This window comes from Halalkalicoccus sp. CG83 (genome assembly GCF_037081715.1).
Taxonomy (GTDB): Archaea; Halobacteriota; Halobacteria; order Halobacteriales; family Halalkalicoccaceae; genus Halalkalicoccus; species Halalkalicoccus ordinarius.
Genome location: NZ_JAZDDH010000003.1, coordinates 103,443 through 128,837, shown reverse-complemented (window position 1 = coordinate 128,837; position 25,395 = coordinate 103,443). Strand labels below are relative to the sequence as shown.

Here is a 25,395-nt window from a genome sequence, read left to right as displayed (position 1 = left end):
TCACACCTCCTGACACTGGACCGCTCGATCGTGATTTGGTTCAATTATTGCGTACTCGACGGCACGGGTACCGAGCGTTCGAACGCGCTCTCGTAAGTTCTCGTCAGTAAACCCGTTCTCATCGAACACGGTCTGTGCCTGGGGGACCGCTGCCTGATAGGGAAGGACCCAGGCGTTCAGCGATCGGCAGACATCACGGAGGTGAGTGAGCGCTGGCATGGGAAACGGACCACCTGAAACGACGAGAAGCCCGACGGTCGTATTCTCGAACTCATCGAATCCACAGTAATCGAGTGCATTCTTCAATACACCTGAATAGGAGCCGTGATACATGGGCGTCCCGAGAATGACTGCATCTGCCCCACGGAGCGTTCGTCTCACTGCGTCGCCGTCACCTGCCGTATTGACGTCAGGATCGAGCGGGGGGAGATGTGTTTCCGCGAGGTCAAGCAACTCGGTTGTTCCACCAGCTGCTTCAGCGCCAGATAGGGCCTCTTGGAGTACTCGTCGGGAGTGACTCCCTTCGCGTCGACTCCCGCTCACTGCCACGATGTGTGGCCGTACCTCCGCTGATGATCGACCGGCTCGTTTGAGTGACCTCATCGGGACTCGCCCTCCTGGGTCGTCGCACGGGTCAAGATGGCGACGATGGTAACTGCGGCGGTCACGTGCATCACCGCGAGTATAGCGAAAAGTCTCGGTGGAGCGCCAGATATGTCGGGTGCGAGAAACATCGCAAACGAGAGCACTAGTACCACCCCTGCAATAATGGTGAACGCCCGATTCGGTCGCCCTGAGAATCGGCTCACCACTCCGTAGACGAGGGTCGCTCCGATTGCAGCAATAGCCGAATTAACGACGACCGGCCCCACCGCGAGTGGCCCGAACGGTCCTCCGACGAATTCAGCCGGGAATGCGACCAGCGCAAGCCCGATGGATAGGACGAGTAGGTTCACGATACTCACGACGACTAACGCTAAGAGACCGAATTTTACCAGTCTGAACATACCGCGGGAGCTGTTCGATTCTGATTCGTTCATGGCGGTTGTGGCTGCCATACTCAGTAGTACAGTTTGTGTAGTAATATACTATTAAGTTAGAAGCTATGGAGTAACTCACCTGATGCGTAGCTACTTACAACCCTTGAAGAAACAAGTTATATGACTTCAAAAGCGATAGTAACGCTATGGTTGAACCACCGCATGCTGAAGAGCTCATCGAGGCGATTCTCTCCAATGAAACTGCAAGGCCACCCGGGTCTGAACGAGCGGAGAAGGACAATCAAACGATGGCTACGCTCCTCAACTTGCTGGGAAAGAAACACACCATCGTAATTCTGCACCAGTTCGCAACGGGTGGTGGACCATTACGATTCAGCGACTTGGAGAGAGCAGTCGATATCGCACCGAACACGCTCTCGAATCGATTGGAAGAACTCACGGCGGTCGGGCTATTGACGCGGAAAGCGTACAACGAGATTCCACCTCGCGTCGAGTATAATGCCACAGAGAAGGCCAGAGATCTCGCACCGATGTTCTGGTATCTCGGCGTGTGGACCGAACGTCACGACCTCGAGCCGATAGCTACCGCTGACAAATGAGATACGCCGCCACTCAGTCAGACGTTCATTTGGGGCGATCAGTGATACCGCTGGTGTGGGAAGTTCGACGTGATGGTTCTCAACTTGTGACCCTCACGTCACACCAAGATCCCTTGTGCAACAATTCTCGTTCTGAGAGTCACTGATATCGATATAAGATAATTGATGATACAGCAGTCCGGCATCTACACAGCGTCGTCAATCAGTCGGTCAATATCAGTTGCACGTTTATCACTGGTCACAATCTTTGAGAACTCCCAGTTGAGTTCGCCGAGCAGGAGGTCATAGCCCTCATCAGTGAGTTCGTACTCATTCGTGCGTTTATCGCGTTCGCTTTTCGCGATCAGGTCGTGCTCGACGAGATCGTCGAGATTCGGGTAGAGCCGCCCGTGGTTGACCTCATTTCCGTAGTAGTCTTGGAGTTCGCGTTTGATCGCAAGGCCGTACCGCGGTTCCTCCGCAAGGACAGTCAGGATGTGCTGCTGGAAGGCGGTCAGATCGTTTGCAGTCCGCTCTGTTTCGTCTACTGTCGATTGTGCCTCTGACATCCTCCTGAGAGTGACTGTCGTGTTAAATAACTGCTTGGAAGTTGATCCTATTTCAAATAGGGAGATCACCGCCGAAACGGACTCGTAACTGATGAGTAGCTAGTTCTGAATACGACGAGCGAACGTCCCTGCAACGCACTCGAGAGGGGCCGTGAGATCGACGTGCAGAACTTGGACGCCGCGAACGGAGATCTCGAGACCGAGGACGAACTCCCACTGACCGTTCGCCATCAGGACCTCGTGTCCGCCAAAGACGCCCAGTAGAGACTCATCCCGATCTGCCTAGATCCCTCATCACTCGAACCCACCTTGTGCAACAACTCTCGTTATTCGAGGCGCCGATGTTGCACAAGGTGCCTACTCATGTAGAGCGTTCCTGCAGTTCGCGTTCACCAAGATCCCAGTACCACGCGATATCCGCGAGCAATGAATCGATCGTATCACACTCGTAGCAGAGACACTCCTCGTGTTTCGCTTCGCGAAGTGCAGTCGCAACCAGCGTCCAGTCCTCAAACGACCACTCATCAGGAGTTGCATGGAGCATAGGGCTGGGTGCTCCGTGATCAGCTATAAACTCTCGGCAAAGGAAAGTAGCAGCTAACTCACGAACGCAAAAGTGGATCTCGTGGTTCTGAAAGGCCCGAACGCTGGTCCTGTCAGTCCTCCTCCTGATCGGGAAGCTACCGACGCGATCGGGCGCTCTTATTCGATACGCTTCTCTTCACCGCTGTAAATCCACTCTAGATTCACGCTACGACAGTGTTTCGCAAGCGACACCGTCGTCATCCGCGTCAAGTCTATGAGGGTCGCCAGCTGTGTCTTCCAGGACGTACTGGGCTTGCTCCTGGGTGTCAAAATGGCTACAGTCATAATCGCCATCAGCAGGGACCGGAGGGAGATCAATGTCCTCGCTACTGTCACTATCGCTCTCGTCGGTATCAGACGATGACGAGTCGTCCTTACTATCACTCACATCAGTTTCGGACGATGATGAGTCGTCCTCGAAGTCCCACAAACCAACGTCGTTCGAACGTGCTTCTGCTTCAGTACGATCGAACTCCTCACGCAGACTGAAGGAGGAATCATACACGCGAGCGTACCCACCCTCAAGCAACGTGCGATTGAAATTCTCGTCGCCAACATAGAGATACGCAAGCAGATGACCGTAGCTTCCACGACGGTCACCCTCTGAATCGATGACTACTCGAACCTCTTTGCCTTCGAGTTCCTCGGTTGCGTGCTGACTCGCTTGCTGCCCCCAGTTGTAGAGGTGATCACGTGCTGCTGGGGTATCCGGAATACCCTCATACTCGTTGGGATTGACGTCCCCAAGAGTCGTTTCAGGCGTGTCCACGCCGATAAGACGGACGGTCTCTTCCTCGCCGTTAGCGAATCGAACCTCCATCGTATCACCGTCGACAACGCGCGTGACAGTGGCCTCTTGGACTTCACCACCGGAAACCTCTGACGGGACTGATGCCGTGGATTGGGTGTCAGAGTCCTCTCCCGTCTCTGATTCGTCAGCCCCAGTAGCATCAGAGGTTGGTTCCGATGTCGATTCTTCATCTGTCCCTTGCGTACCGCTGGCATCTTCTCCAGAAGACCCAGCTTCAGTTTCTGCGTCACTAGCAGTCGAGTCAGCTGTGCTCTCTTCGTTTGACTCAGCTTCCTCAGTCTTGCGTTCATCAGTCCCACCGGAGCTGCTCGATGCTGGTGGATCATCAGTCTCTGTTCCAGATTCACTCCCGTTGTCTTCAGATGAAGGGTCGTCCGACTCTGAAGTAGCAGTCTCGTTTTCTTCGCTACTATCAGAAGGAGCGGAATTAGCACTCGTATTGGAGGCATCGTCCTCGAGGGCCGAATCAGTGCTATTTGCATCACTTCCATCCGTAACGGTCCCAACTAGCAGAAGAATCCCGAATACATACCCTGCTGCCAATAGTCCTGATTTCCAGCCACCCGCTGTAGAGATCCCTGGAAGGCGCGACAGGGAATCTGCCCAGCCACCGTAATTGCGAGCAACGAGAATGCCCATGATGAGTGGGAGCAAAATAACGATAAATGGTAGTAAAACCATATAGAGGAAGAGTACAATGAGGTTCCTTACTGTAGATCCGGACTTCATTCCCGGCGTTTTATCAGCTATAGACACATATAGCAAGAGCTAGAACAAGGATCTTAAGATTTTTTGATGTTTATCGTACATGAATAGTAGAGATGAGTTCATCCTGAATTCGAATCGGCTGACGGTTGTTATGTCGCGAATACAGTACAAACTCATCGTCGTCGCAAGCAAAGCGGTGTTCAGACTGGTTCCCCAGGACGCTGATACCTACGAGCAAGCAGACCTTTGCTCAAAAATCCGTCACGCTTCGTGTAATCGTCGCTTTACTAAGTGGTATCTATCTTCTTGATGGCTACGGCACCATCGCAGCAAATTCGTCGATTCCCCTGATTCCACAACTCCGCCCAGTGCTTGCGTTTTTTACTACTCACTTGCTGATACTCCCGTCGAGGACGGAAGAACCGATGAGATAACAGGATCCTCTTGTACCCTCCGTCAGCAGCGGTATTGGTCGATTCGGTCAGGTGACCGTGGCCGTCGTAAGCCGGTACTTCATGGGGACCGCGTTCTGACTGGCGTCGAAGAAGGGCTCGATCGCCTCGATCATCTCCTCACGGAGCGCCGGGTGATCGGCCTTGTCAATGGTGTCGAGCGCCACGATGAACATCCCGGATTCCGTGATCGCCTTTTCCCAGTAGTGCGCCGGTGACAACACGGGAGTCAGCGCCGTCCCGGTCTCGAACGCGAGGTTCTCGACTCCGCCATTCACTCGCTCACGCACGACGTCCGGGTCGCCCCACAGAAACGGTGGCTCCGGCGGATCGGGATTCGGCGGGAGATAGCTGCTCAGCACTGCTCCCATGGCGGACACGGGGCCATCAGACGTCCACGAGGTGAACGCGATTCGTCCACCCGGCCGGGTCACACGAAGCAGTTCTCGCCCAGCGTCATCGGGCGGTTCTGCGAACACGTGGCCGAGACACGAGAGGGTGACGTCGAACGCGTCATCTTCGAATGGAAGATTCGTCGCGGAACCCTCCCACCAGTCGATCGTCTCGATGTCAGCGATCGTCGCGTTCTCGCGCGCCTCGTCGAGCATCGAAGGGACGATATCCAACCCTGTGACGTACGCGCCTCGACGCGCGGCAGTTATGGCGGCGTTTCCCGTCCCACAGCCGATATCGAGGACGGTGTCGGTCGCACTGATCCCGGTAGTCTCGATGAGATGAGCCGCTATGCCCAGAAAATTCGGCGCGATATCGGCATAGGATCCGAGGGACCACACACGTTTTGCCCGTTCACCCGGAGGGAGTGTCTTGGGAGTCATGCGTCTACGCAGAGAGAGGGTCCCCTGCGTGGTATAGATTCGCTTAGAGAATCTCTCACACCGTAAGTGACTCTCACTCCGTGAACAGTTCCGGATCGAGCGGTTTTCCCTCGCGACGATAGGTATCGATGATCGATTCTGCCCAGGAGCGGACCGTCTCGTCCGTGGTCTCTATCACCGCGTGTGGGGCCCCTTCGTCACCGGATAGACACACCAGTACTACGTCGTCGATAAGGAACACGGTGACCGGGATCGTTCCCTCGTGCCAGAAGAACTCGGCCTGCCCGGACTCGACCATCTCCTGTGCGTGATCGATCATTCGGGGATCGGTTTCGATCCTTTCGAGCACTCCCCGATCAACAACGCTTTCGAGTTCGAGGGCTCCCTCGACGGTTCCTCGCCAGCACACTTCCATGACGTCAGAGAGGTGCGAATACGAGAGTACTCGAACCCGGTTCGCAGTCCGGAGTCGGCGGGTGATATGTGTCGTCGGCGCGAGTGCATCGCTCTTGGCTGGGCGGACGATCTCCGCCCCGGCCAGATCTCCAAGGTCGAAATCGAACCCCTCCGTGGGGAACCACTGCGCTACCTCGTTGAGATCCGGAATAGGCTCGAAGCGCTTCAAGAGGCCTGTGAACTCTCGTGCGACGTAGTCGCCGACGGGCGTCGTCTCGTATTGCCTGCCATCTCGTGTCACCCACCCTCGTTCTCCGAAATCATCAAGGATACGGGCGAGAGTCGCTCTCGAAACGCCGGTTTCGTCTTCGATATCGTGTCGCTCCATCGGCTCCTCTCGGAGTGTATCGAGCACTCTAATGCGGTTTGTCGATCGAGCGAGGAACTCGATTTCTTCGAGAGGCGACTGTATGTCCTCGAATGGGAGGCTCATTTCTGAGAGTATTGTTCGTGCTAACGGTTAGCAAAGAGGACGTATAAACCCCTGAGTCTACCTCAGAGTCGTCGTCTTTGCCCGAGCCTCTGTTGAGTATATCCCTATATTCAGCAGGCGGTTTCTAACAACGTCCGGATAATCTGCACTCGCAACGCGTGGACCGGGGCTCATTACCGATCTTGGCAGCTACCCGGCCGTCAGCATAAAAGAAGCGCGTGCTGTCCGTGCGCTTTGACCGCCGCGGGCGTGCTGGTATATTGATAAAAACCGAGAGAATCATCGATGGGAAACTGCAGACCGGTATAGGACCGAGATTCTTCTCATTTGCCGCTCCAGTCGCTCCCTGGCAGCTACTTATAAACGTGCAAAGCTGTGTGGTTTATTCATCTCCGAATGCCAGGCTAGGGTTCGAGGGAGCAGTCCGTCGACTGCGGTTGGACGATGGATCGTCCGTGTACGCGCCATGTTCCCGTGGATAGTCGGCATGCAAATCCTCGTCGTAGCAGTGCACCATATCACCCCATGCGCCCTCAGCCATGTCTTGGCTGGTAGGCGGAGCGGTCTCACCCGGCTCGTCGCGACCCTCGGGCTCGCGTATCCCGAAGTGCTTGCGGGTTTCCCTCTCGACTTCGCCGGACAAGGCCATGCCGAGCTGCAGACTCTCCAACAACTGCTGCTCGACGTTGTCGGTGATCAAGTCAGAGGCGGCCTGCTCGTCGCCAGCATTGAAGAGGTCGTGAGCCTCCTGTTCAATCGCGTCGCACTCGGCGAGCAGCTCCTGTTCGAAGCCCTCAATCGTGCCCACCACGTCGGTATAGAACTCGTTTGGCCGCTCGCAGGTGAAGTACAGCAGCCGCTTGAACTCCCGGGTCGCATAGCGCGTGGCTTCCTGATGCTGCCAGTCCTGGTCCAGAAAGTTCGCCGCGGCATTCGCCGTCAGGTAGCGATGCTGGCGGAACTCCGGTGGCACCTCCTCGGCGGCGATCGGAATCGGCACGAAGGGTGTGGCGACTGCGGTCGTTACCGCGGTCCACAACGTCTGTAGTTCCTCGCGCGTGTCGGGACGCAGGTGAGCGACCTGACCGTAGCCTTGAAAGTCGGTCGACCAGCGAGGGTCCCGAACCATCGAGAGCATGTCCTCAAGGCTCACTGGAACGAGCTCCTTGAGTTCCTCTTCTCGCTCCCGTGGGTGACGGGCACCCTGATAGAACTCGGGGTAAAAGTAGTCCTCAACTGGCTCCTCGGCAGGAAACTCGCCGACACCGAACACCTCAAGCAAGTTGAGCGTGTCGCCCTCGCCGTCCCACCAACCCTGCTCCTCAGCGAAGCTCACCAACTCATCAGAAGCCATGAAGTCCGGATCGTCCTCATGATCGACTGGGAAGTCAAGGATATAGCCGAAGTACGACACCCGTATCTCGTCGGAGCTGAGGCGCTCAGCGGCCCACAGATCGCCGTTAGGATGGGCAAAATTGATGAATACCCAGCCCTCGTCCTCGTCTGCGAAGAGGTGTGAGTTGCCGCCATAGGTCGAGTAGCCGTGTTCGTCCATTAACCCACCGACGACTTCAACGGCCTCTCGGGCGGTTGAGGCGCGCTCCATCGCCGCCTTGGCGAGGTCGGAATACTGAGGACCCTCCTGCGGTGCGGCCTCCTCGGCCATCTCGACGAGTTCCTCACGTGAGGGCGCCCAGATGTCTCGCGCGGCCAGGCCGTGCTCGTTCAGTCCACCGTTGGTCAGCGGCGGCGGGAAGCCAGCGAACTCCGAGTACATCGAGGCGATGTACTTGTTAGTCTCCTCAGCTTGTGGAATCTCGATCAGTTCACCGGGGATATCGGCATCTTCAGTGACGCCTACCTGGGTGGTAGCGCCCTCCGGATGCTGCTGTCGTGGAACGATCTCGATCCAGTGACTGGACGGCTCGTGCCCGAACCCGGCCAATAGGGTCGACCCGTCGTCGGTCAGATCGTTGCCGACGTAGAGGCCCATGCTCTTGCCCGGCGGGCCTCTCCGTCCACCGATGGCGCTCGTGGCGACGTTAGACTCGTGGTCGGTTTCGGCCTCCTCGTTGGAGGTCTCCCTCCCTCTTGTAGATCCTGTAAGCAGTGTGGTGGCAACTGCAAGCGCACCGAAACCGCGTCGAGTAAGTTGTGTTAGGCTCATGGCACTATCGAACACCTTCATCAGTTCAGCCCACGGTGTGATAAGTGTTAGCACCCACTGATCTTTACGAAATACAGTAGCTGAAGCAGTCAGTAAGGTCATTATTTCCACTTCTGCTGGAGATTAATCGCTCAGAGACCGGAGACGTCACTCTCGTAGTTCGGCATGCCGGCGACGAACGACAGTTTCTCGATGTCGCGGTCCTCGACAGCGATTGGGGGATTTCGGTGCCGTCAGCGGGTTCGGCGTCGTGATCCTCGAACTCGGTGGCCTGGTCGGCAACCTGTCCGGCACTCCGGTCATGAGCTTGCCGAGCTGGGCGAAAGGTTTCGTGCTGATGTTGTTGCCGGCCTTGTTACTGCATGAACTGTTCTCCGCCTAACCGCTGGAGGGTGATGTGGTAACGCGGCCAGAACGCCACCACTGGCCGCGACCCTTCCTTTTTTCTTCTCGATGTCAGTCGAACTGTTCAAGCATCGCTGCTTGCTCTGGAACTGTTTCTTCGACCGGGGCTGCCGGTGCCGTCTTTGTCCGTTCGAAGAACGCGGTCTCGTCGGCGGCTGCCCGCCACATATTGAGGCCTTTGTTGATAGCTTGGACGCTATCGGCCTCCCAGACCACGATGCCCCATCCATCAGGCGTGCCATCCCAGCGGATGACTTCGACATCCTCGGGTGGAAACATCCCGTCTTCCATCAGTTGCGTTGCTATCTCGTTGGTTTGCTGAGGGGAAAGCCCCTCGTTGAGCTTCCAGTGCGTCAGGAATAGCATTGTTCTGTCCTGTTCTGTGATCGGTATCGACGCGATCGGTGGCTTGCAGGAGGTGGCTTGTAGTTGCCGACTGGGGGGACTGGCGTTCCATCCTGCTTCTCTCGTTCAGCAGCCTAGATCTACTCTACATGTCTCGGAGGATGGAATGCTCATTGAGATATGTTATCTTGGATCATAATGGTGTTGCGCTCTGACCCACGGGTTTTATAAACCAACTTATATCAGTTGTAATGATTATGTCACGTAATACGCACAACGCAGACGACCGTATCTACGACATGAACGACGGCTGGCAGGCCAACCCCGACACCGGACTCAACCTGGTCCGTGAAAAACCAGCGGCCAGCCAGTCGACCACGACCACATTTCCACACTCAAACAAACCGTCCAGAACCGGTACGACACGAACAATTGATCGGCTCGAGACCGAACCGATGCCGAACAAGGCGCCATCGGCTGGTTGAAACGTCACACCGCAGACTATCTGGACATCCCGAAGGTCGCGGCCACGCCACGACCGACGCACGTTTTAGGGTGAGAGCGTATCGGACCCGGATCGATCATCAAGAAACTGATCTACCTGTACGCCATCATCAACATACTGTTCTTTGGGATCGGATTTCTTGGGTTGATTGCGTTGTTTTTGCTATCGATCGGCACTGAGGCGAAAACGTCGGGTAGTTCAGCGCGTCAAAGAGCGGCTCAAGGAAGACCTGCTGTGTGAGCGGTTCGGGATCACTTCGTTTAACGGAATCATGCGGGGAAGTTGTCGCGTGCCCAGGAGATCAGCGTGCTGAGCGCGGGGCCGCCGCCAAACTCGTTGTCACCGGTGGTACTACCGGTAGGACTCTGCACGGCGGTGCTGCCGATCGTACTGCCGACGCCGATAATGCGCGGCCAGGGTTCGCCATCCCACCAACCCCAGACAGCACCGCCAGACTGGCCCGGCGTGAACTCGTTGAAGTGGCCGAGTACTAGTGCATCATTGCCGCCCATATTCTGCCCCTGGGCTGAAGAGATGACACAGTCGCCCTGGAAGGCGGGCCGCATTCCGCCGGCGAGTTCGCCTGGATAGCCAGTGTACTGCCAGTAGCTGCCGTCATTCCACTCGTCGTCGTAGGTGCGGTAACCAGGATAGCCGATGAGCTCACCGATATCCTCCTCCATGACGAGAACGACGTAATCGAACGCGGTCTGCTGGTCGCTTAGCGTACCAGGCGCCTGAATCCAGTAGATGACCTGGGTGGCAGCGATTTCTCCCCAGGGTGCATCGCCGTCGAAGGCGCCCGGCGTGAAGGTGATCCATCCGGCACCACCGTCATCGTTCCAGTTGACGCAATGGCTGGCTGTGAGGACGAGGCGTGGACCAATCGTGGTACCCGAGCAGCGCCCGCCAGCGGTACGAATGAGCCCCGTCGTGCGCCACGGGAAAGCGCGGTCGTTGAAGAGGTAGCGATCGTCGGTACCGAAGATGGTGCCGCCCCTGTCAAGTTGTTCGCCGGTTTCGGGGTCTTTGAGAGGCTCGCCCTCGTCGCTGTATGCATCGAGATGGTCCTGAACCCGGGTCCGCTCGGCTTCCTTCGGCCTGAAGGTGACGGGGCTACCTTCGGGAAGCATACCCTCGATTTCGCGCACCTTACGATGGTTGCGAACGCGGTTGGCGTCGAGTTGGATCCCCTCGATGTCGCGTCGTCGGCGGCGCGGCATGCCGCTGGGTCCGACCGTGGACTTGACATGGAAGACATCGTCGAGGCGGTCGTCGCGCACCAGCGAGATCTCGTCGCCGGGGGACAAGGTGACTTCCGCGAGCGACACTGGAGCGCGGTTCTCGCGTGCAGCGCCCTCCGGAGCATCGCGCTGGATTAGGTCACGATTCGAGAGAGGGGCAGAATTTGACATAGTTATTTACTTGTTAGCACTAATACAAGATAAATATATATTATGTATTCTTAGATATGTTTAAGAAGGATTGCTAACTCTGAGTTCGCTGTAGGAGACGTTTCTGGGGTCTGGAAAGAGAGAAAAGGGGTTCAATCGGAGCGATTTCGTAAGCGAAGCTCTCATTCGAATATCAATACAACCCTCGTGATTCACGCTGGGAAAGCCTACTACGAACCCTTACTCCCGTTGTTCGAGAATAACCCAGTCTCGATCGAAATCCCGACGGAAGGTCTCTATCTTAGCGAGACACTCGCCTGGTATAACGACCACTCATGAAACCAGATCTACAACCGACGGTCTCGACCTCTCGTGGAGTGACTGGCACTTTCTTAACCCAACCGATGGCGAACTCGCAACCATCCTAACAACGGCTGGTCTCTACCGTATTTGCCATCACTACCGTTCGAGCCTCGTATGCATCACCACTGAACGCAGGCATGGATCGCAAACGAAGGGGCTTAGATGACGATCTCCTGTGTTGATCCAGAGCCACCGCTCTTGACGAGAGCAGCATGCAGTGGAGAATGGCAAATTTTGTAGTTCGTAGATCATGTATGATAAACACTATGAGTAACAATATACTCACTCCTGACAATAGATTTATGTCTTTATAGGTGGTAACACATAACACTGGCCGTCAGGTATAGATGGTTGGACAAGCAACATGAGTCAGGATACACAAGCGGTTATTAACAAAATCAGCAAGAATCCCGAAGATCTCCGGTTACTTCGTAAAGATCCAGAGGCATTAGGAGAGAAACTCGGATTGAAAGAACGGGAAATTCAGGCCCTACAGCGTTCAGACCTACTACTTGTAGGGAGGCCGCACAATCCACTTGTAGCAGGAAGTACGACCAGTTATACGTTTACTACAGGAAGTACTATTACTGGAGATGTTGATTCGCCAGTCCGGTTAGAGGATCTCCCAAAAGAGCGCCTTCTTGAAGTCACACAGAGGATTCTACAGGATCCGGATTATGCAGAGAGAGTCCAACGATTTCTGAAGTCATAGTTAGATGCCCACCCCCTCAGTCAGTATTATTATTCCAGTAAGAAATGAATCTGGAAGAGTACAGAAAACCATATCCGAATTTATAGCTAACCGGCAAACTGACCACCCGATCGAATTCGTAATCGTTGACGATGCCTCTGCAGATGGGTGCTGTGAGGATATCGACATTGACGAAAACTCCGTGTCTCTGAACGTTATCCGATCGGAAAATCGATTAGGGGTACCGCGTGCTCGTAATCGAGGTGCAAGCGCCGCTACGAGCGAGTTGTTATTTATGACGGATTCCCATGTACAACCTTCTGACGGGTGGGATCAAGCCCTGTATGAGACGACGAAAGATTCACGAATTGTAGCAGCAACGATAACGGATCAGAAATCAGAATTCGCAGCACACGGTTGCAACCTCGTCGTTCCTTTTATGGGTACACATTGGAACCGCCGCAATCTAGCGACAGGTGACCCAGTACAAATCTCCTCTTGTGCAGGTACAGTAATTCCACGATCATTATTTGAACACATTGGAAAATATGATGAAGGGATGAAATATTACGGAGGCGCAGAGCCGGAATTTAGCGTCCGGGCATGGCTTACAGGCGCTGAAATCGTCGCCAATCCCTCATTACGGATCGCTCACCGATTTAAAAACCGGTATGAACGAGAGACATTTATTTCTGAGACTCGTCCGTTTATGATTCATAATAATATTCGATTTGGCTTTCTCTACCTCAATGAGTTAGCATGCCTGCAAATGGTCCGACATTACACGCAGTTATTTCCAAACGAAGTTGAAGAGGCCATGAAGATGGTAGCTGGAAGTGATGTGTGGGAGCGTCGAGATGCATTAGCTACCTCACTGAAGTACGATTTCGATTGGTTTATAGAGCGATTCGACCTCCGAGATCAAATCGGTAATCAAATCATCGGTTCGAAACCGAGCTGATCGGGTTCAGTGGGAGAAATCCACAGTCGGTTCGAATCGATATCAGCGCACTCGTTCAGAGAGGCCGCATAGTCGGCCTGTTGGCCGCGCTGATCAGAGAGATCCTTCAAGCGAGAGTGGTGGGTGGTGAGTCCACGACCTAGACACCACCTTTTCGGACACGCGAGCCGAAGATATGGATGAAATGAGCATGAAAGCCAAACTCCGTCGGCTCATTGGCCTCATAGAGGGTCACGAAGACAAGGTAGCAGAACAAGTCAGCAAGCGAACCAGCATGGACAAAAAGCAGGCCAAGGATCGTATTTATAAAATTCAAGAAAAAGTTAATAAGGACTCAAACGTCGACAACAGAGACCGAAACCAGCGCTGACGACAGCTGAACTGGGTTCAAAGCCGGTAGACACTTTCAGACGAACCCTATTGGGTTGAAGCATCCGCATCGACGTGCCGCCGTTCGCCGAACTGTAGAACGTGCAGACGAATCCTTGTGAGCTCTCTACTACAAGAACAGCCCGAGAAGGTAATACAGAGAGAACTGAAGGCCCAATACAGACAGCGAGGTCAATACACTGAGTGGCTGTACGAACCGTACTTCAGTGAGAGGGATCGTGTAATTAGTCCGCTCGAATGGATCGTCTGAGAAGTACTTCTTTTAAACCGCGATATGGACGGAACAGCCGTGTTGAACCCGAGGATGAGTATATTCCGACTGAATTGACCACCGATCGACTGCAACTCCGGGCCTTCGTTTGCGTACAGCTATGATCTCGACAAGCTTTGGATTGCGAAGCCGGAGAAGAGATTTGAACTCCTGACTAACTCCTTACAAAGGAGTTGCTCTGCCAGGCTGAGCTACTCCGGCACCAGGCGAACGTTCTGGGTAGTGCCGTAAATAATATTCTATCAACCTAGAGCGACGGGCTTGCCGACACAGAATCCTGTGTCCGCAAGTACGGTGATGATCGTCTCATTCAGAGGAGGTTACCTAAACGAGTCGCGTGCTAATATCCACCGTTATCTGAGAATACGATTGATTACGAGTGTCCAAAACTGATAGCCGAGCACTACCCAGATCATCCCATCTACGAAGGACTAGTGCACGATAGGAATTCACTTCACCACGTCTGTGTCTCCAGGGAAGTGATTACACGCAAAAACCGCTCCGAGGGCGAAAAGGACTTCGAGGATTACTGGACGATGAACTGAGTGGCAGCCTCTTCGACTTCCGCTCGTGAGAGCGGCTGATCGAACGCCGCCGGGAAGCCGATCTCCCCACTGAGAACGCGCAGGAACGACGCGTGCCGAGCCTCGACGCTGTGGATGCTGAGTGCCGGCGGGACGAGCTCTGCGTTCTGAATCGAGGGGGCCGCGCCGGCGTACGCGCCGACGCCGGTGTCCTCGAGCAGCGCTGCGGTGGCGAGGAACTCCGTCGGTTCTTCGACGGCTGCGCCGAACTCGAACTCCGGTTCGTCGATCGGTTCCCCACCGAGCTCCTCGATCGTCGCCCCGAGGACCTCGTAGTGGGTCTCCTCGTGTTCCAGAATCGTCTGGAGATCGCCGTAAACCCGATCCTGGATCGGATCGCCGAACGATCGGATGGGCTCCGAGCAGACGAGGTCTCGCTCGCTCATGTTCTCGAGCGCCTGGCGGTAGAAGTCGGCTTCGAGGAACTCGAGGAGACGTGCGTAGTTGAGGATGTCGACGTCGTCCTCGAACTCGCCTTCAGTGACGAATTCAGTTGGTGGCATCTCTCCACTCATTTCACCGTCGCCGTGCTCATCGGCACTCGCTGGCATTGCGCCGAATGCACCTGCCCCCACTACTGCGGAGGCGGCGAGGAAGCTGCGGCGGCTGGTCAGTTGGCCGTTTAGTCGTTCGGTCAGTCCATCGAGGTTCGATGTAGTGTCGTTGTCTGTCATAGTTCGGGTTTACCAGCGACGCATCTATATCAAGTACGGCTTCCACAAAGAAACTCACACTTGGTGCACCATGATATCCGATATTAAAAATTACCAAACTCAGGTACTCGTCTGAATGAGTAGCCCGCCTCGGCGGTTGACAGAACTGGTATGCTGAATAGAGGGCGCGACTATGGCACGAGCCGAGGAGTAATCAACCTAGAGACCTGGATGCTCAGTACAGGTTCCATACAGAACATCTTCAGTAGTGACGAGGCGCCTAAATCGGATCGTCTGGATCGTGTACGTTCGCCATCCGCGTCGCCTCAGTCGCGTACTGATTTTGCAACGTTTCCTCGCCAACTGGGTCAAGATCGTCTGGGTCAACCTCAACCGCAGCGGTTGTAAGATGCGTTTTGGAGATGCCCGTAATGGCGTGCTCCTTCATCGTGTACCGTTCACCGTCAGTTGTCGCATACACGAGTACGATGAGGTTCGACTTGTCTTCAGCAAACATCCGTTCAACCAACCAGACTTGCACTGGGGCTGTATCCTCCGTCATAGCCGATCAGACGAGAGATACGATGTTAGTTGTTCGCATCTAGCATCCGGACACGCTTCTGACCAGTGGATCGATCAGTACGCAGGTTCTCTGGGGGTAAATCAGGTTGGCGACGTGAAATAAAGCGCGTCGCCATGCAGTATCCGTCCGCTGTCTTCAACCCGCCGATCTCAAGGATCAGTAATTCGTGACGTTGAAGATAGACTCACGCGCTCGTCTGAAGTAACACGACAATCAGTGATCGATTAGCATCTATATTTAGCATGCATCTTAGAATATCTCACTTGCTAGGGATTTGAATTATATATTGATATGATATGGGAGTCTGCTCTACTCGGATCACTGAACGGAGCTTTCATGACTAGAAGGAACCTATGCAAACGGAGGACTACAGTCCAGTGAGTTCACGCCATCTCGATCAACTCTACGCTCGGATTGCCCACGTCAAGGCGGTGCTTGAAGAGGTGATCCGCCTTGCAACAGTCATAGAATTACCATTTCTCGCCGCAAGTATCGCATACTACGCGTTCGCTACGCTCATTCCTTTCTTCATTGTTACGTTTATCGTTATCTCTGCTATCGGTGGCGATGACCTCGCAATCCAGATCATTACCATCACCCAAGAATTTCTGACACCAACCAGTCAAGAACTCATTCGTGACGCCGTTACGAGCACAGAGGGGCGATTGGGTGTCATTGCCGGAGCGATCTTCCTTTTCATCTGGAGCGTGTTTCGACTCCTCAGAGGCCTTGACATCGCATTTTCCGTCGTCTATGAGACAGAGACATACCTCCCAGTTCTCGCTCAGATTACAACCGCTGTAATGTTATTCGTTGCACTGTTAGTCGCTGGAAGCGGATTAGTTGGAATCAGTATCTTATTTGCAGTACTTCCAGATGTACCCTTACTCGGTGTAACGAGTATAGTAGGCATACTAGTCGTTCTGATCTTGGTGTTCTTGCCGGTTTACTACTTACTCCCGGATATCGATCATTCGGTAGCCGAAGCGCTCCCTGGAGCGATCATTACAGCAGTCGGTTGGGTACTCTTGAATACTGGGTTCGGGCTCTATGCGGCGAATGCAGGCCGATACGAGCTATATGGTGTACTTGGTGGTGTATTGCTCTTACTTACCTGGTTCTATATTGGGAGTATGATACTCTTGATCGGTGCCGTAGTGAATGCCGTACTCTATAGCCGATCAACGGATACCTCTCTCTAAGCTGATCACGCTCAAAGAAGCGTCTCCGGGACGGTCCTCATTCGTACTCACAGTCTGTTCGACCATGGACATTCATGCCGAACGCAGTGATCTCAGCCACCATTCGATTCAATGTACTGACGCGCTTCTCCCTCCCCATGAGTGTCATTGCTGAAGTCGAGCTTGCAGGCGACTTTGTCCTAAGTGAACTCCTCAAAGAGCTGCCAGACGTACGGATACAACTCGAGCGCGTCATTCCCGCCGGAGACCGAACCATCCCGCTGATTTGGATACATGCTGCTGATCCTAAGCCTGCCGAACAGAAACTGCATGACCACCGATTGAGCAAGTCAATCGAACAGCTTGACACGTTCGAAGATCGAGCTCTCTACAGAGTCGAATGGGCCGAAGAACCAGATAGTGTCTTTAAAGAAATCCGGACCCAACGAGCTGCGCTCCTTGATGCGGTTGGCGTTGGCGAGTCCTGGCAGTTTGAACTCGATTTCCAACGCATAACGCCCTCTCAGAATTCCATGCTAACTGCAAGGAAGCAGGAATTCCACTCACCATCAATCGGATCTACAGGCCCAGTGATACCGAGTCATCCACTCGCTATGGACTGACCAACGTGCAATATGACACGCTTTTCCAGGCACTCAAGCAAGGCTATTTCAACATTCCTCGAGAGGTAGATACCGCCGAGTTAGCCGCCCAGTACGGCATCTCCGATCAGGCAGTTACTGAACGGCTTCGACGTGGCATGACCAACGTGTTTACGCATATCTTTGTTTTTGCTGACGACGATGACGACGACGCTCTCTGAACTAACTGTCACTCCAGTGGTCTGGCTGGCCTGGGAGTGTTCTCTTGGCCGTGATTTTCACGCGTATCGATGATGGAGATGTGTACTTTCCGTTGAACCATAGAAAAGGCCAATTGCCAGGGCTCTTGAAGTGTATCCTGCCTGAGGAAGGGCACCCTGGAACCAGTGCCAAGTGGTTTCAGAGGCACCGGGGACTGTCAGAGGCGCTGGCGACGCCAGCGGAACCCGTGCTGTGACCGGGCGGCACAGAGAGTTCATCCACCTCTCTTTTGTGGCCCACTGGCTCCGCAGGTAGGTGTCAATCCGTAGCATTATAATAGGACCACATGGTCTACCAAGTTCAATGACACCAGTCGATGCTCTCACTCTCTCTGTCGGCGATCAAGAGGTCCTAGTGAGTAGTACTCACAGGGACTCTCACCTCGCTCGTTTCCTCGATTCTCACGTGGAGACTACTGGCTTTATCGCTGGGCACAGTCGCATGCGGCTCACCACATCGACCTACGCTCCGGTATGGATCAGCGTTTGGGCCGTCCTCATGTTTGACTTTCATTGACGTCCTGTATCGGTGTCGTCTGCTCCTCGTGAAGCGTGTTTGAGACTAACGTGACAATCGCCCGGCGCAAACGTTCCGTCACTGCCTGATCAGAGATCTCTAACCGCTCTGCGAGATCGATCGTTGAACACTCTCGAGGAATATTATAGTAGCCCATCTCAGTCGCCAGCAGGAGCGTTTCGCGTTGCATAGGGGTTAACCCGAACCAGGGACCAGTCCCTGGTTTGGTCGGGTTGTAGATACGACGAACGGAGATCTCAATCTGTTCTTGCTTACAGTAGCGCTGAAAATCCGAGAGTGCCTCATGCGAGGGAAATCTGAGTTCAAACTCCCAGTCAACGATCGTTCCTGTCGCCCCGAGAACTTGCGCATGCTGCTCCTGAATTCCTCGAAACAGTTCGTCCTGGTCGATCGTCCACTCTAAGGCATACAGCGTCCGTCCATTCAGGTTATCGATCTCGGTGATCTTCTGAACGGTCTCTTGATTCGAGAGATTGGCTTCGATCTCCTCACAATCAGAGTTATGGACCCAGAAAAACGGAACGGGCGATTCGCCCATCGGAACCATATTTTCGAGTTCGATTGCGGTTCCCGAGACTGCCTCTAAGGTTCGGCCTAACGCAAACTCGCTGCCAGCGATCTGTAATTCTGCAATAACACTCATTTAGTCGATCTCTATAAAAATTGGTGTGTATATACAAAAGACTCGAACCTGGTCTACCAAGTCTAACGTAAAAAGCATGGTCTACCAGGATAACGACAATATGTCTACCATAGTGGTATATGTCCTCCGTACGAAGAGATGATACTAGCGTATCAGTTGGTAGAATAGACAGACGAGAAACGAAGCACTGTGGGACTCGCGTACTCCGCTTATTTTACTCAACGTACGGTAGCCTCAAACAAGGACAGTTGATACAACGATAACGACGGCTGAGGAATTCAACGCGGCGCTAGCCAAGCTTACCTACCGAGCATATAAGCAAGGAATCAATGTTGAAGGCGGATGGGAGTGTCAAACATCTACAAAGAGTCCGGACTGGGATATCGTCATTCTGGAACTAGCAAAGAGACCCCCTCCGGAGAGTGACTAAACTCGGACATCGCTGCAGAGCAGATCGCCTACGCAGAAGTAATCGCGTCTCCATTCCCTGTGAAGCAGGACTGTCTGTCAGGGCCGTCTGGTGTATCCGACCCTACTCTTGAGGGCGGAATTTCATCTCCCGGCACTACCAGGCCATTCTCCGTCTGAGAGGCTGGCACAAAGCGACGCATGATCGTAGTACCGAAAATCGTACCGTTGACAGCTGTCTTCAGGTGTGGATCGGGGCTCCGTCTCCCATTTCGTTGCCTGCCAAACATCCAATGCGAATCCGCTCAGAGATTGCACCTCAAGATGAACGACATCGACACCATTGTAGCCATCTTGAAGAGCGTGTTGCAGCGTTTCGAACAGCCGCTTCTGATATGAGTGCTGTAAATCAGACTGCGGTGTCTCGTCGTCAGTCCCAGTGGTACGAGTCTGGCTCTCAGTATGCTGAACGTCCGAATACTCTCTTGGAGTCCGCCCTGAATCAAGACGCTGATTCGAGAGTTGTTCCGTAATGTCTATAAATTAATTCCTGTGTTAATAGTTCTATCACCTGGTATACCATGATGGCGTTCTTGCAGTGAGGACTGAGCAGACAGCAGATGTAAGGCCGCAGTTGGAAATCCACGAACGGTAGTTCCACGAGATCTACTCATCCTTGCAATCGTATTGGTACTCCTGCTATTCGCGGTTGAGCTTGTTCCGTCGCGCTGACGGGTGGAAACGACGTTTCAGCGTTGAGCACATCGGCCTTCTACATGGTATCATATCTAATCACCACTTTATTCAACTAATATAGTATCTGGTGAGTCACAGCGGGGACATGGCTGTGTACGCTGGTCTGCTAATAGGACCTTGCAGTCACTACATCTATCTGCTCGTGTAGACGTTGATCCACAGAGTGGACAGATCTTCTGCTCTGCTTTGAAGAAGTTTCTGCAGTTTTGGCATTTATATGCGCCACCCTTCGGTCTCCGTTGAGGTCGAGGATTCCTGAGGTTCTTTACCACGTCAATAATACCCATACTAAAGATAGAGAGTTGAAATAAATAACCGTTCTGTACGGTTGGTCGCGTAGAAGAGGTGCAGGTGCTGAGCGACGACAGAAGGTGTATGATTACACCAGAAATACAGAAGGTGTACTCCGCAAGTACGCTATCCCTTTAGTCAAGTACATGGTTTGCAATGCAGACGCTTGTTTCAAACCTTGTGGATCAAATCCTGTCGCATACTGGCTGTTAAACGGTTTGCGCTAGCAGTGTTAACCTTCTTTTGAAGTGGCGGCGGATGGGGGAAAACAATCAATGCACAACCATTGTCAAGTATGTGACTGGTCCACAAGAGCAAATGAGGAAATGAACGAAGAGCAGGGGCATGCAGCTATTAACCATTTCCTCGCGACAGGCCATCCGATTGGATCAGATCGGCAGGACGAAGAACACCATTCCGGTGGCAACGACTACCGGGTCCGAGACACCGTGAGGTAGAATCGGCTTGCTCGCGACCCCGACATCTCGCGGCTCGCACGTCAAGAGAAATCCCAACCACAGATTGGGAAGCGTTGGGGAGGATACAGCATTCCACGCGAACTGCAAAGAAGCCGATATTCCAATCACAATTAATCGGATTTACAGATCCAGTGATACTGAGTCATTCGCTCGCTATGGACGAACTGATATTCAATATGAGAGGCTTCTCCAGGTACTCAAGCAAGGTTATTTCAACATCCCCCAGGAGATAGAGACCGCCGAGTTAGCCAGGCAGTACGGCATCTCCGACTAGGCAGTGACCGAACGGCTTCGACGTGGCATGACCAACGTGTTTACGCGTATCTTCGTGCTGCCCGATGATGATGACACCGACACTGACGCTCCCTGAAGCGACGAAGACATATAACGAGCAATGCGACAGGCGGGACGAGCTACTTTCCCCCGTCGAATAGAAGTCCTAAAAACCATCAACCGGCCATTCTGCACATCGACCAGATGATTACTCATCGCTCCCATCGCTGTAAGTAATGAGCGTCGACTCGACGAGATTACCCGTGGCCCGTCTGAGCTGTTCCGAGAGCGCCTGATGTGAAGTGTTCCGTTGCTCGGCCAGATTAGATAACGACACCTCCCGCGGGACGGTGAAATACCCCGCTTCGAAGGCTGCGACAAGCGTATTGCGCTGCGTCTCAGTGAGTCCGTGTTGCACGCCGCGGGGGTCCTCCGTCCCGTAGATCGTTTTGATGTCGAACTGAAAGCCGGCCTGCTGGGCGGCCTCGTTCGCCCGGGAGAGCGACTCACGATCGGGAAACACCACGCGGAGATCCCATCCGTCGGCGGAGCCGTCCGCGTGAGTGATCGTTCCGGAGTACTCCGTCAGAACTTGGACGATGAAGTCGATCGACCCCGTCCAAGTCATCTGATACGAACGCTCCTCCCCAGTGTCCGAGAACGTGACGACCTCCTCGACAGTGGGGTCGTCCTCGAGGGCGGCCTCGAACGCGTCGAAGTCGTCGGTACGTACCCACACGTAGGGGGTGATCTGGTCTGGATTGTCGGCGACGACTCGCTCAATCTCTATATGTGCTTCAGGAAGGGTATCGAGCGTCTCCTCGAGCGCGAATTCCTCGGTCGGGAGACTGAATTCGATAATTGTGGCCATGGAACTGTATCTCTGTCCTGATTCCAAAAGCGCTTCTCATACGCATGATCTAGCTCAGGCGCTCGTCTGAGGGTGGAGAGTAGTCTCAGTTAGCGGTCTACTGTATAGTAGTCAGCTCGTCGAACAAGGATTTAACTTGAGTTTCAATCTCATTCCGGATTTCACGGACGGTTTCGAGTCTTTCTCCGTGAGATGTGACGCCTACAACATCCGTCTACTGAGCATATCTCTTAACGACGGTGAGTACCAGGAGCTTATTTGAGACGCCATCGATTACAACCGGCCGTTAGCAAACCAGGATCGTGCAGAGCCTACTGGCTGGTCGACTGACTGGCGAACGATCGTATGCGTCGTTTCGACGTGATGCCGGATCGCTCGTTTCATACAGCCGCTTCTGTCGGACTCTTCAGCGCTATCCGTCCACCATCCGCAGTCAGCGCAGTAGTAGCCCCCGTTCCCATGATCTGCTGGGAGAGAACACATGTTACTGGACAAGAACTGCACGCTTGTCGCTTGACCCGTCTCCCGGCTGCTCAGTGCCTCCTGTTTTAGCCATCGATTCGAGTGCCTCAACACCGTCGTAAATCGTGTTGACCTCATCATCGACGTGGGGATAGACTGCCTGGAGATCCTCCCCGATGTACACAGCAAGCGTGATGAGTGGCGTAACGATCCGTCCCTTCCTCTCACCCTCGGGTGCAGCGGAGCGCCACTCGAAGGCAGGCCGTAACGTATACCCATGCACATCCGCCCACTGCTTGTATTCGGCTACCGTTTCACGGATATCTACGGGATCGTGCTCCTCGGTTTGGGTGATTCCCATCGTTCCTCCCCAGACATCAACGTCGAGTTCGTCGATCGGACCCTCCTCGGTGAGCGTCTGCAGGTGATCGAGCACTTCGGTCTGCGGTGGGTTGAGTCCAGTTGGGCCCAGTGTTCGCAGTCGTAAGACTGCACGGACTGTGTCTGCACTCATGCAGTCCCTCCAGCTGGTGTTGGTTCCTGGCAGACGTACATGGCGCCCTCTTGGTCAACGAGCTCAGTTGCTGTGAGCGTCTGGAGCAGTGAGTAGAGCGTGATCTTCTTCATCCCGAGTGCTGTGTGGAGTTCATTGATCGTCGCTTCGTTCTTGATCTGCAGGTAGAGGTAGACGAGTTTGGCACCGGATGTATTGAGCGTCTCTGGAAGCTGATGGTCGTACTGTTGAATGCTGCGCATAGTGACCCGTCGCTCGCCAGTTCCTTCAGCAGCCACGGTAGCACTCAAACGTCTTTAAGCCCGGGCTGAAGTAGGCAGCAAAAGTTTGCCCACGTAGACTCGAGAATGGTCACTGACGAACGGGTATTGGAAAAGAGAGGATGTGCTACTTCGTCAGACGAGTGCACGATTATCGGTCGATCTGTTCACAGAGCCCTCATACCGAGCACAGTCGATATTAGTGATCTGGCTCGGTATCTGGTGGTTCTACCATCAACGAGTTCTTGATCAGCGTGCTGTGGCCGCCGCGCAATCGCTTCGAGAGTGCTGGCTGCGAGATCCCAAAGTACGCAGCTAACTCAGTCATTGTGGTATCTCGCGGCGTGTTGTAGTACCCCTTCTTCAGGGCTGTCACTAACGTCTCGTGCTGGATGTCGGTAAGACCAGGCTGGCCGTCTACCCGTGGCTGGCCGGGCTCATACAGACGCTGTAAGTCGGCGTTCACATCGTTCTCTTGCAACCAGGTGTGGAAGGTGCTGAGTCCCTCGCGAGTATCGAAGCGAAGCTCCATCGTCCACTGTCCTTCGTAGCCTGTTGCATTGAGGAGCGTCGCGCCCGTTTTCGTCATCATGTAAGCGACGGACTCGACGTCGTGCATCCACTCCGCTCGATAGAGGTTTGCCCCCTCGACCTCGTCGAGCTTGGTGATCTCCTTGAGCGACGGGTCGTCTTCAGCTCGCTGTTCGAATTCAGCGTAGTTCTTCCCCGACGTCCAGAAATACGGGACTAAGTACCCTTCGTCGTGAGCGACGACACGCTCGACTTCGACGACCATCTCAGGGACCTCACGGAGGGTCTGATAGAGCGCAAACTCATCGGCTGGAACGGTGAATTCAGTGATAATGCTCATGTACGGATCTCTGCTACTAAGTAGCACCTCGTGATAAACGATTAGGTATTCTAACCTATAGCTTCTCCCTCGATGCAGGCGAACTCAGTGAATAGCGGGAGTTGCGTTCAGCAGAAGGGGAGACAGGGATGAGCTCCTATTACCTGGTTCGGTCACCAGACGCTGGGCGTACCATCCCCAGGTGGGTGCCTCTAATATCACACCCCACCTCATTACTTATGCCTTTCACTGATAGTCTCTTTGAACAACGAGTTCTTCGACAGGTTATGAGGGGTGAGGGAGACGATGAGGAAGTGAAAGCGCTGACAGTCTGTGAGATCTGGGGCGATTCCTTTGCCGTCTGGATTCACTCAGGCGGAAATATTGAACCTGTCAGCGGTGATTGTCGGTGTGACAATCCGGTGGTCCGGATCATGGATACGAATGATCTGCCCTGATCAGTATGTCGAGCACGAATATCAGTACTACCCCCCTTGGGGTTGTACGATTACAGAATACGATCCGCCATATTGCACAATGATCGCGAACGCCGGTGTGTATTTTCGACCTCTGCCGATCACGATCGAGCTCAATCCCTGTTGCAACCCAGTTGGGTGACTTCCAGTAGCAACGTGCTATTAGTCGATCGCGTCCTCGTCGGTGAGGCGCTCAGAAATCATACTTTTCAGATCGTCATCATTCACATTGATCTCAAAGATGAATTCCTCCTCATCGCCGGTCGTGACTCGTTCGAGGTTGGCACTCATCAATTCATTGTCGAAATAATACGGTGAGATTTGGGTCATCACCTGGTCATAGACGGTCTCTTCGACTTTCCTGAGGGCCTTTCGCCCTGCCGTGTCGGCTGCCCGGGCGACGTGTTCCATGGATTCACCCGCTTTATCGGCTGAACTCTCGTCATCGTCTTCTTCCAGTTCCTCCGAGGATTCGGTAAGCTTCTCCCCGGCAGTCTGAATGTCTTCGGTCGGCGATTCACCGACCTTCTCGCCTTTTCCCTCATCCACGCTGGCCTGCTCAGCGGTTTTCTCGCTGATGTCGTCTTCAATGTGTTCATGGGGCTTGGGACGCCACTCGTCCCACTCCGCAAACGCGTCGGGGTAGCTCGAATTCGGTTTGCTCAATGCTGTGTGAGTCCCTGCATCCCGGAGCGCGCGCGTGATAGACTCGCCGTGTTCGACGATATCGGCCCATGTGCCGCGGACCTTGAATCCTGAGATACTCTCGTCCATCTCTCTGTCTCTGTAT

30 protein-coding genes and 1 tRNA gene are annotated in these 25,395 nt (G+C 54.0%); 11 read left to right on the top strand and 20 right to left on the bottom strand.

The window, feature by feature from the left end:
* Both V0Z78_RS17745 and V0Z78_RS17740 read right to left on the bottom strand, forming a co-directional pair.
* The gene (locus tag V0Z78_RS17745; RefSeq protein ID WP_336346013.1) at positions 1-603 is read right to left on the bottom strand and encodes an NADPH-dependent FMN reductase; all 603 of its coding nucleotides are present in this window, start codon (positions 601-603) and stop codon (positions 1-3) included.
* Positions 600-1,058 carry a DUF6069 family protein gene (locus tag V0Z78_RS17740; protein ID WP_336346012.1) on the bottom strand — a complete coding sequence of 153 codons (459 nt, stop codon included), beginning with the start codon at positions 1,056-1,058 and terminating at the stop codon, positions 600-602. The genes V0Z78_RS17745 and V0Z78_RS17740 overlap by 4 nt, the downstream gene beginning before the upstream one ends.
* A gap of 128 nt (positions 1,059-1,186) precedes the next feature.
* Here V0Z78_RS17740 and V0Z78_RS17735 point away from each other — a divergent pair, with 128 nt between their 5' ends.
* The gene (locus V0Z78_RS17735; protein ID WP_336346011.1) at positions 1,187-1,600 is read left to right on the top strand and encodes a winged helix-turn-helix transcriptional regulator; all 414 of its coding nucleotides are present in this window, start codon (positions 1,187-1,189) and stop codon (positions 1,598-1,600) included.
* A gap of 185 nt (positions 1,601-1,785) precedes the next feature.
* Here the strand turns inward: V0Z78_RS17735 and V0Z78_RS17730 are convergent, their stop codons facing one another.
* The 7 genes from V0Z78_RS17730 to V0Z78_RS17700 form a co-directional block, all read right to left on the bottom strand.
* Entirely contained in the window at positions 1,786-2,148 is a 363-nt protein-coding gene (locus V0Z78_RS17730) for a PadR family transcriptional regulator (protein ID WP_336346010.1), read from the bottom strand.
* A 99-nt stretch (positions 2,149-2,247) separates the two neighbouring features.
* Positions 2,248-2,379: a hypothetical protein gene (locus V0Z78_RS17725; RefSeq protein WP_336346009.1), complete on the bottom strand. Its 132-nt coding sequence runs from the start codon at positions 2,377-2,379 to the stop codon at positions 2,248-2,250.
* A gap of 130 nt (positions 2,380-2,509) precedes the next feature.
* On the bottom strand, positions 2,510-2,692 hold the full coding sequence (locus tag V0Z78_RS17720; protein ID WP_336346008.1) for a hypothetical protein: 183 nt from the start codon (positions 2,690-2,692) through the stop codon (positions 2,510-2,512).
* Positions 2,693-2,899: 207 nt separating this feature from the next.
* Complete coding sequence (locus tag V0Z78_RS17715; protein ID WP_336346007.1) at positions 2,900-4,300, bottom strand: thermonuclease family protein; 1,401 nt, start codon at positions 4,298-4,300, stop codon at positions 2,900-2,902.
* Positions 4,301-4,733: 433 nt separating this feature from the next.
* Positions 4,734-5,540, bottom strand: a complete 807-nt coding sequence (locus V0Z78_RS17710) for a class I SAM-dependent methyltransferase (RefSeq protein ID WP_336346006.1) — start codon at positions 5,538-5,540, stop codon at positions 4,734-4,736.
* Positions 5,541-5,613: 73 nt separating this feature from the next.
* Positions 5,614-6,429 carry a helix-turn-helix transcriptional regulator gene (locus V0Z78_RS17705; RefSeq protein ID WP_336346005.1) on the bottom strand — a complete coding sequence of 272 codons (816 nt, stop codon included), beginning with the start codon at positions 6,427-6,429 and terminating at the stop codon, positions 5,614-5,616.
* 382 nt (positions 6,430-6,811) lie between these two features.
* Entirely contained in the window at positions 6,812-8,617 is a 1,806-nt protein-coding gene (locus V0Z78_RS17700) for a C69 family dipeptidase (protein ID WP_336346004.1), read from the bottom strand.
* Between the two features lie 193 nt (positions 8,618-8,810).
* On the opposite strand from V0Z78_RS17700, the gene V0Z78_RS17695 reads away from it, so the two are divergent.
* Positions 8,811-8,978: a hypothetical protein gene (locus tag V0Z78_RS17695; RefSeq protein ID WP_336346003.1), complete on the top strand. Its 168-nt coding sequence runs from the start codon at positions 8,811-8,813 to the stop codon at positions 8,976-8,978.
* Positions 8,979-9,052: 74 nt separating this feature from the next.
* On the opposite strand, the gene V0Z78_RS17690 is transcribed toward V0Z78_RS17695, so the two are convergent.
* Positions 9,053-9,367 carry a DUF3303 family protein gene (locus V0Z78_RS17690; RefSeq protein WP_336346002.1) on the bottom strand — a complete coding sequence of 105 codons (315 nt, stop codon included), beginning with the start codon at positions 9,365-9,367 and terminating at the stop codon, positions 9,053-9,055.
* 236 nt (positions 9,368-9,603) lie between these two features.
* On the opposite strand from V0Z78_RS17690, the gene V0Z78_RS17685 reads away from it, so the two are divergent.
* A complete protein-coding gene (locus tag V0Z78_RS17685; protein ID WP_336346001.1) occupies positions 9,604-9,831 on the top strand; it encodes a hypothetical protein in 228 nt (75 codons plus the stop codon).
* 289 nt (positions 9,832-10,120) lie between these two features.
* Here V0Z78_RS17685 and V0Z78_RS17680 read toward each other — a convergent pair whose 3' ends face one another.
* Positions 10,121-11,182 (bottom strand): trypsin-like serine peptidase, encoded by a 1,062-nt coding sequence (locus tag V0Z78_RS17680; RefSeq protein ID WP_336346000.1) that lies wholly within the window; start codon positions 11,180-11,182, stop codon positions 10,121-10,123.
* Between the two features lie 138 nt (positions 11,183-11,320).
* Here V0Z78_RS17680 and V0Z78_RS17675 point away from each other — a divergent pair, with 138 nt between their 5' ends.
* The 4 genes from V0Z78_RS17675 (at position 11,321) to V0Z78_RS17660 (ending at position 13,630) form a co-directional block, all read left to right on the top strand.
* Complete coding sequence (locus V0Z78_RS17675) at positions 11,321-11,584, top strand: DUF6884 domain-containing protein (protein WP_336346139.1); 264 nt, start codon at positions 11,321-11,323, stop codon at positions 11,582-11,584.
* Positions 11,585-11,972: 388 nt separating this feature from the next.
* On the top strand, positions 11,973-12,320 hold the full coding sequence (locus V0Z78_RS17670; RefSeq protein WP_336345999.1) for a hypothetical protein: 348 nt from the start codon (positions 11,973-11,975) through the stop codon (positions 12,318-12,320).
* A 4-nt stretch (positions 12,321-12,324) separates the two neighbouring features.
* Positions 12,325-13,260 (top strand): glycosyltransferase, encoded by a 936-nt coding sequence (locus V0Z78_RS17665; RefSeq protein WP_336345998.1) that lies wholly within the window; start codon positions 12,325-12,327, stop codon positions 13,258-13,260.
* Positions 13,261-13,435: 175 nt separating this feature from the next.
* Positions 13,436-13,630, top strand: a complete 195-nt coding sequence (locus tag V0Z78_RS17660; RefSeq protein WP_336345997.1) for a hypothetical protein — start codon at positions 13,436-13,438, stop codon at positions 13,628-13,630.
* Positions 13,631-14,048: 418 nt separating this feature from the next.
* Here the strand turns inward: V0Z78_RS17660 and V0Z78_RS17655 are convergent.
* The 3 genes from V0Z78_RS17655 to V0Z78_RS17645 all read right to left on the bottom strand — a co-directional run bounded on the left by V0Z78_RS17655 (position 14,049) and on the right by V0Z78_RS17645 (position 15,720).
* Positions 14,049-14,122: transfer RNA gene (locus tag V0Z78_RS17655), tRNA-Thr, on the bottom strand.
* 325 nt (positions 14,123-14,447) lie between these two features.
* Positions 14,448-15,008 carry a ferritin-like domain-containing protein gene (locus tag V0Z78_RS17650; protein ID WP_336345996.1) on the bottom strand — a complete coding sequence of 187 codons (561 nt, stop codon included), beginning with the start codon at positions 15,006-15,008 and terminating at the stop codon, positions 14,448-14,450.
* A gap of 430 nt (positions 15,009-15,438) precedes the next feature.
* Positions 15,439-15,720: a hypothetical protein gene (locus V0Z78_RS17645; RefSeq protein WP_336345995.1), complete on the bottom strand. Its 282-nt coding sequence runs from the start codon at positions 15,718-15,720 to the stop codon at positions 15,439-15,441.
* A 374-nt stretch (positions 15,721-16,094) separates the two neighbouring features.
* Here V0Z78_RS17645 and V0Z78_RS17640 point away from each other — a divergent pair, with 374 nt between their 5' ends.
* The 3 genes from V0Z78_RS17640 to V0Z78_RS17630 all read left to right on the top strand — a co-directional run bounded on the left by V0Z78_RS17640 (position 16,095) and on the right by V0Z78_RS17630 (position 17,745).
* Complete coding sequence (locus V0Z78_RS17640) at positions 16,095-16,943, top strand: YihY/virulence factor BrkB family protein (protein ID WP_336345994.1); 849 nt, start codon at positions 16,095-16,097, stop codon at positions 16,941-16,943.
* A 74-nt stretch (positions 16,944-17,017) separates the two neighbouring features.
* Complete coding sequence (locus V0Z78_RS17635; protein ID WP_336345993.1) at positions 17,018-17,545, top strand: hypothetical protein; 528 nt, start codon at positions 17,018-17,020, stop codon at positions 17,543-17,545.
* A 5-nt stretch (positions 17,546-17,550) separates the two neighbouring features.
* Positions 17,551-17,745, top strand: coding sequence for a helix-turn-helix domain-containing protein (locus tag V0Z78_RS17630; protein ID WP_336345992.1), 195 nt, complete (start codon positions 17,551-17,553; stop codon positions 17,743-17,745).
* A 536-nt stretch (positions 17,746-18,281) separates the two neighbouring features.
* Here the strand turns inward: V0Z78_RS17630 and V0Z78_RS17625 are convergent.
* On the bottom strand, positions 18,282-18,965 hold the full coding sequence (locus tag V0Z78_RS17625; RefSeq protein ID WP_336345991.1) for a helix-turn-helix domain-containing protein: 684 nt from the start codon (positions 18,963-18,965) through the stop codon (positions 18,282-18,284).
* Positions 18,966-20,885: 1,920 nt separating this feature from the next.
* Between V0Z78_RS17625 and V0Z78_RS17620 the strand changes: the two genes are divergently transcribed.
* A complete protein-coding gene (locus tag V0Z78_RS17620) occupies positions 20,886-21,173 on the top strand; it encodes a helix-turn-helix domain-containing protein (protein WP_336345990.1) in 288 nt (95 codons plus the stop codon).
* Between the two features lie 207 nt (positions 21,174-21,380).
* On the opposite strand, the gene V0Z78_RS17615 is transcribed toward V0Z78_RS17620, so the two are convergent.
* The 5 genes from V0Z78_RS17615 to V0Z78_RS17595 form a co-directional block, all read right to left on the bottom strand.
* On the bottom strand, positions 21,381-22,043 hold the full coding sequence (locus V0Z78_RS17615) for a helix-turn-helix domain-containing protein (RefSeq protein ID WP_336345989.1): 663 nt from the start codon (positions 22,041-22,043) through the stop codon (positions 21,381-21,383).
* A gap of 484 nt (positions 22,044-22,527) precedes the next feature.
* Positions 22,528-23,019, bottom strand: coding sequence for an HTH domain-containing protein (locus V0Z78_RS17610; RefSeq protein WP_336345988.1), 492 nt, complete (start codon positions 23,017-23,019; stop codon positions 22,528-22,530).
* The gene (locus V0Z78_RS17605) at positions 23,016-23,261 is read right to left on the bottom strand and encodes a hypothetical protein (RefSeq protein ID WP_336345987.1); all 246 of its coding nucleotides are present in this window, start codon (positions 23,259-23,261) and stop codon (positions 23,016-23,018) included. Before V0Z78_RS17605 ends, V0Z78_RS17610 begins: the two co-directional genes overlap by 4 nt.
* Before the next feature lie 217 nt (positions 23,262-23,478).
* Positions 23,479-24,150 carry a helix-turn-helix domain-containing protein gene (locus V0Z78_RS17600; RefSeq protein WP_336345986.1) on the bottom strand — a complete coding sequence of 224 codons (672 nt, stop codon included), beginning with the start codon at positions 24,148-24,150 and terminating at the stop codon, positions 23,479-23,481.
* 617 nt (positions 24,151-24,767) lie between these two features.
* Positions 24,768-25,379, bottom strand: coding sequence for a DUF5828 family protein (locus V0Z78_RS17595; protein WP_336345985.1), 612 nt, complete (start codon positions 25,377-25,379; stop codon positions 24,768-24,770).
* Positions 25,380-25,395 lie beyond the last annotated feature (16 nt).

What these genes read in the sequence shown, in the direction of transcription:
- V0Z78_RS17700 (WP_336346004.1), bottom strand. Translation starts at nt 8,617, where the DNA reads ATGAAGGTGTTCGATAGTGCCATGAGCCTAACACAACTTACTCGACGC.
- V0Z78_RS17710 (WP_336346006.1), bottom strand. Translation starts at nt 5,540, where the DNA reads ATGACTCCCAAGACACTCCCTCCGGGTGAACGGGCAAAACGTGTGTGG.
- V0Z78_RS17615 (WP_336345989.1), bottom strand. Translation starts at nt 22,043, where the DNA reads ATGGCCACAATTATCGAATTCAGTCTCCCGACCGAGGAATTCGCGCTC.
- V0Z78_RS17660 (WP_336345997.1), top strand. Translation starts at nt 13,436, where the DNA reads ATGGATGAAATGAGCATGAAAGCCAAACTCCGTCGGCTCATTGGCCTC.
- V0Z78_RS17650 (WP_336345996.1), bottom strand. Translation starts at nt 15,008, where the DNA reads ATGCCACCAACTGAATTCGTCACTGAAGGCGAGTTCGAGGACGACGTC.
- V0Z78_RS17685 (WP_336346001.1), top strand. Translation starts at nt 9,604, where the DNA reads ATGTCACGTAATACGCACAACGCAGACGACCGTATCTACGACATGAAC.
- V0Z78_RS17735 (WP_336346011.1), top strand. Translation starts at nt 1,187, where the DNA reads ATGGTTGAACCACCGCATGCTGAAGAGCTCATCGAGGCGATTCTCTCC.
- V0Z78_RS17705 (WP_336346005.1), bottom strand. Translation starts at nt 6,429, where the DNA reads ATGAGCCTCCCATTCGAGGACATACAGTCGCCTCTCGAAGAAATCGAG.
- V0Z78_RS17605 (WP_336345987.1), bottom strand. Translation starts at nt 23,261, where the DNA reads ATGCGCAGCATTCAACAGTACGACCATCAGCTTCCAGAGACGCTCAAT.
- V0Z78_RS17720 (WP_336346008.1), bottom strand. Translation starts at nt 2,692, where the DNA reads ATGCTCCATGCAACTCCTGATGAGTGGTCGTTTGAGGACTGGACGCTG.
- V0Z78_RS17745 (WP_336346013.1), bottom strand. Translation starts at nt 603, where the DNA reads ATGAGGTCACTCAAACGAGCCGGTCGATCATCAGCGGAGGTACGGCCA.
- V0Z78_RS17640 (WP_336345994.1), top strand. Translation starts at nt 16,095, where the DNA reads ATGCAAACGGAGGACTACAGTCCAGTGAGTTCACGCCATCTCGATCAA.
- V0Z78_RS17690 (WP_336346002.1), bottom strand. Translation starts at nt 9,367, where the DNA reads ATGCTATTCCTGACGCACTGGAAGCTCAACGAGGGGCTTTCCCCTCAG.
- V0Z78_RS17610 (WP_336345988.1), bottom strand. Translation starts at nt 23,019, where the DNA reads ATGAGTGCAGACACAGTCCGTGCAGTCTTACGACTGCGAACACTGGGC.
- V0Z78_RS17670 (WP_336345999.1), top strand. Translation starts at nt 11,973, where the DNA reads ATGAGTCAGGATACACAAGCGGTTATTAACAAAATCAGCAAGAATCCC.
- V0Z78_RS17730 (WP_336346010.1), bottom strand. Translation starts at nt 2,148, where the DNA reads ATGTCAGAGGCACAATCGACAGTAGACGAAACAGAGCGGACTGCAAAC.
- V0Z78_RS17665 (WP_336345998.1), top strand. Translation starts at nt 12,325, where the DNA reads ATGCCCACCCCCTCAGTCAGTATTATTATTCCAGTAAGAAATGAATCT.
- V0Z78_RS17625 (WP_336345991.1), bottom strand. Translation starts at nt 18,965, where the DNA reads ATGAGTGTTATTGCAGAATTACAGATCGCTGGCAGCGAGTTTGCGTTA.
- V0Z78_RS17600 (WP_336345986.1), bottom strand. Translation starts at nt 24,150, where the DNA reads ATGAGCATTATCACTGAATTCACCGTTCCAGCCGATGAGTTTGCGCTC.
- V0Z78_RS17595 (WP_336345985.1), bottom strand. Translation starts at nt 25,379, where the DNA reads ATGGACGAGAGTATCTCAGGATTCAAGGTCCGCGGCACATGGGCCGAT.
- V0Z78_RS17635 (WP_336345993.1), top strand. Translation starts at nt 17,018, where the DNA reads ATGCCGAACGCAGTGATCTCAGCCACCATTCGATTCAATGTACTGACG.
- V0Z78_RS17725 (WP_336346009.1), bottom strand. Translation starts at nt 2,379, where the DNA reads ATGGCGAACGGTCAGTGGGAGTTCGTCCTCGGTCTCGAGATCTCCGTT.
- V0Z78_RS17645 (WP_336345995.1), bottom strand. Translation starts at nt 15,720, where the DNA reads ATGACGGAGGATACAGCCCCAGTGCAAGTCTGGTTGGTTGAACGGATG.
- V0Z78_RS17740 (WP_336346012.1), bottom strand. Translation starts at nt 1,058, where the DNA reads ATGGCAGCCACAACCGCCATGAACGAATCAGAATCGAACAGCTCCCGC.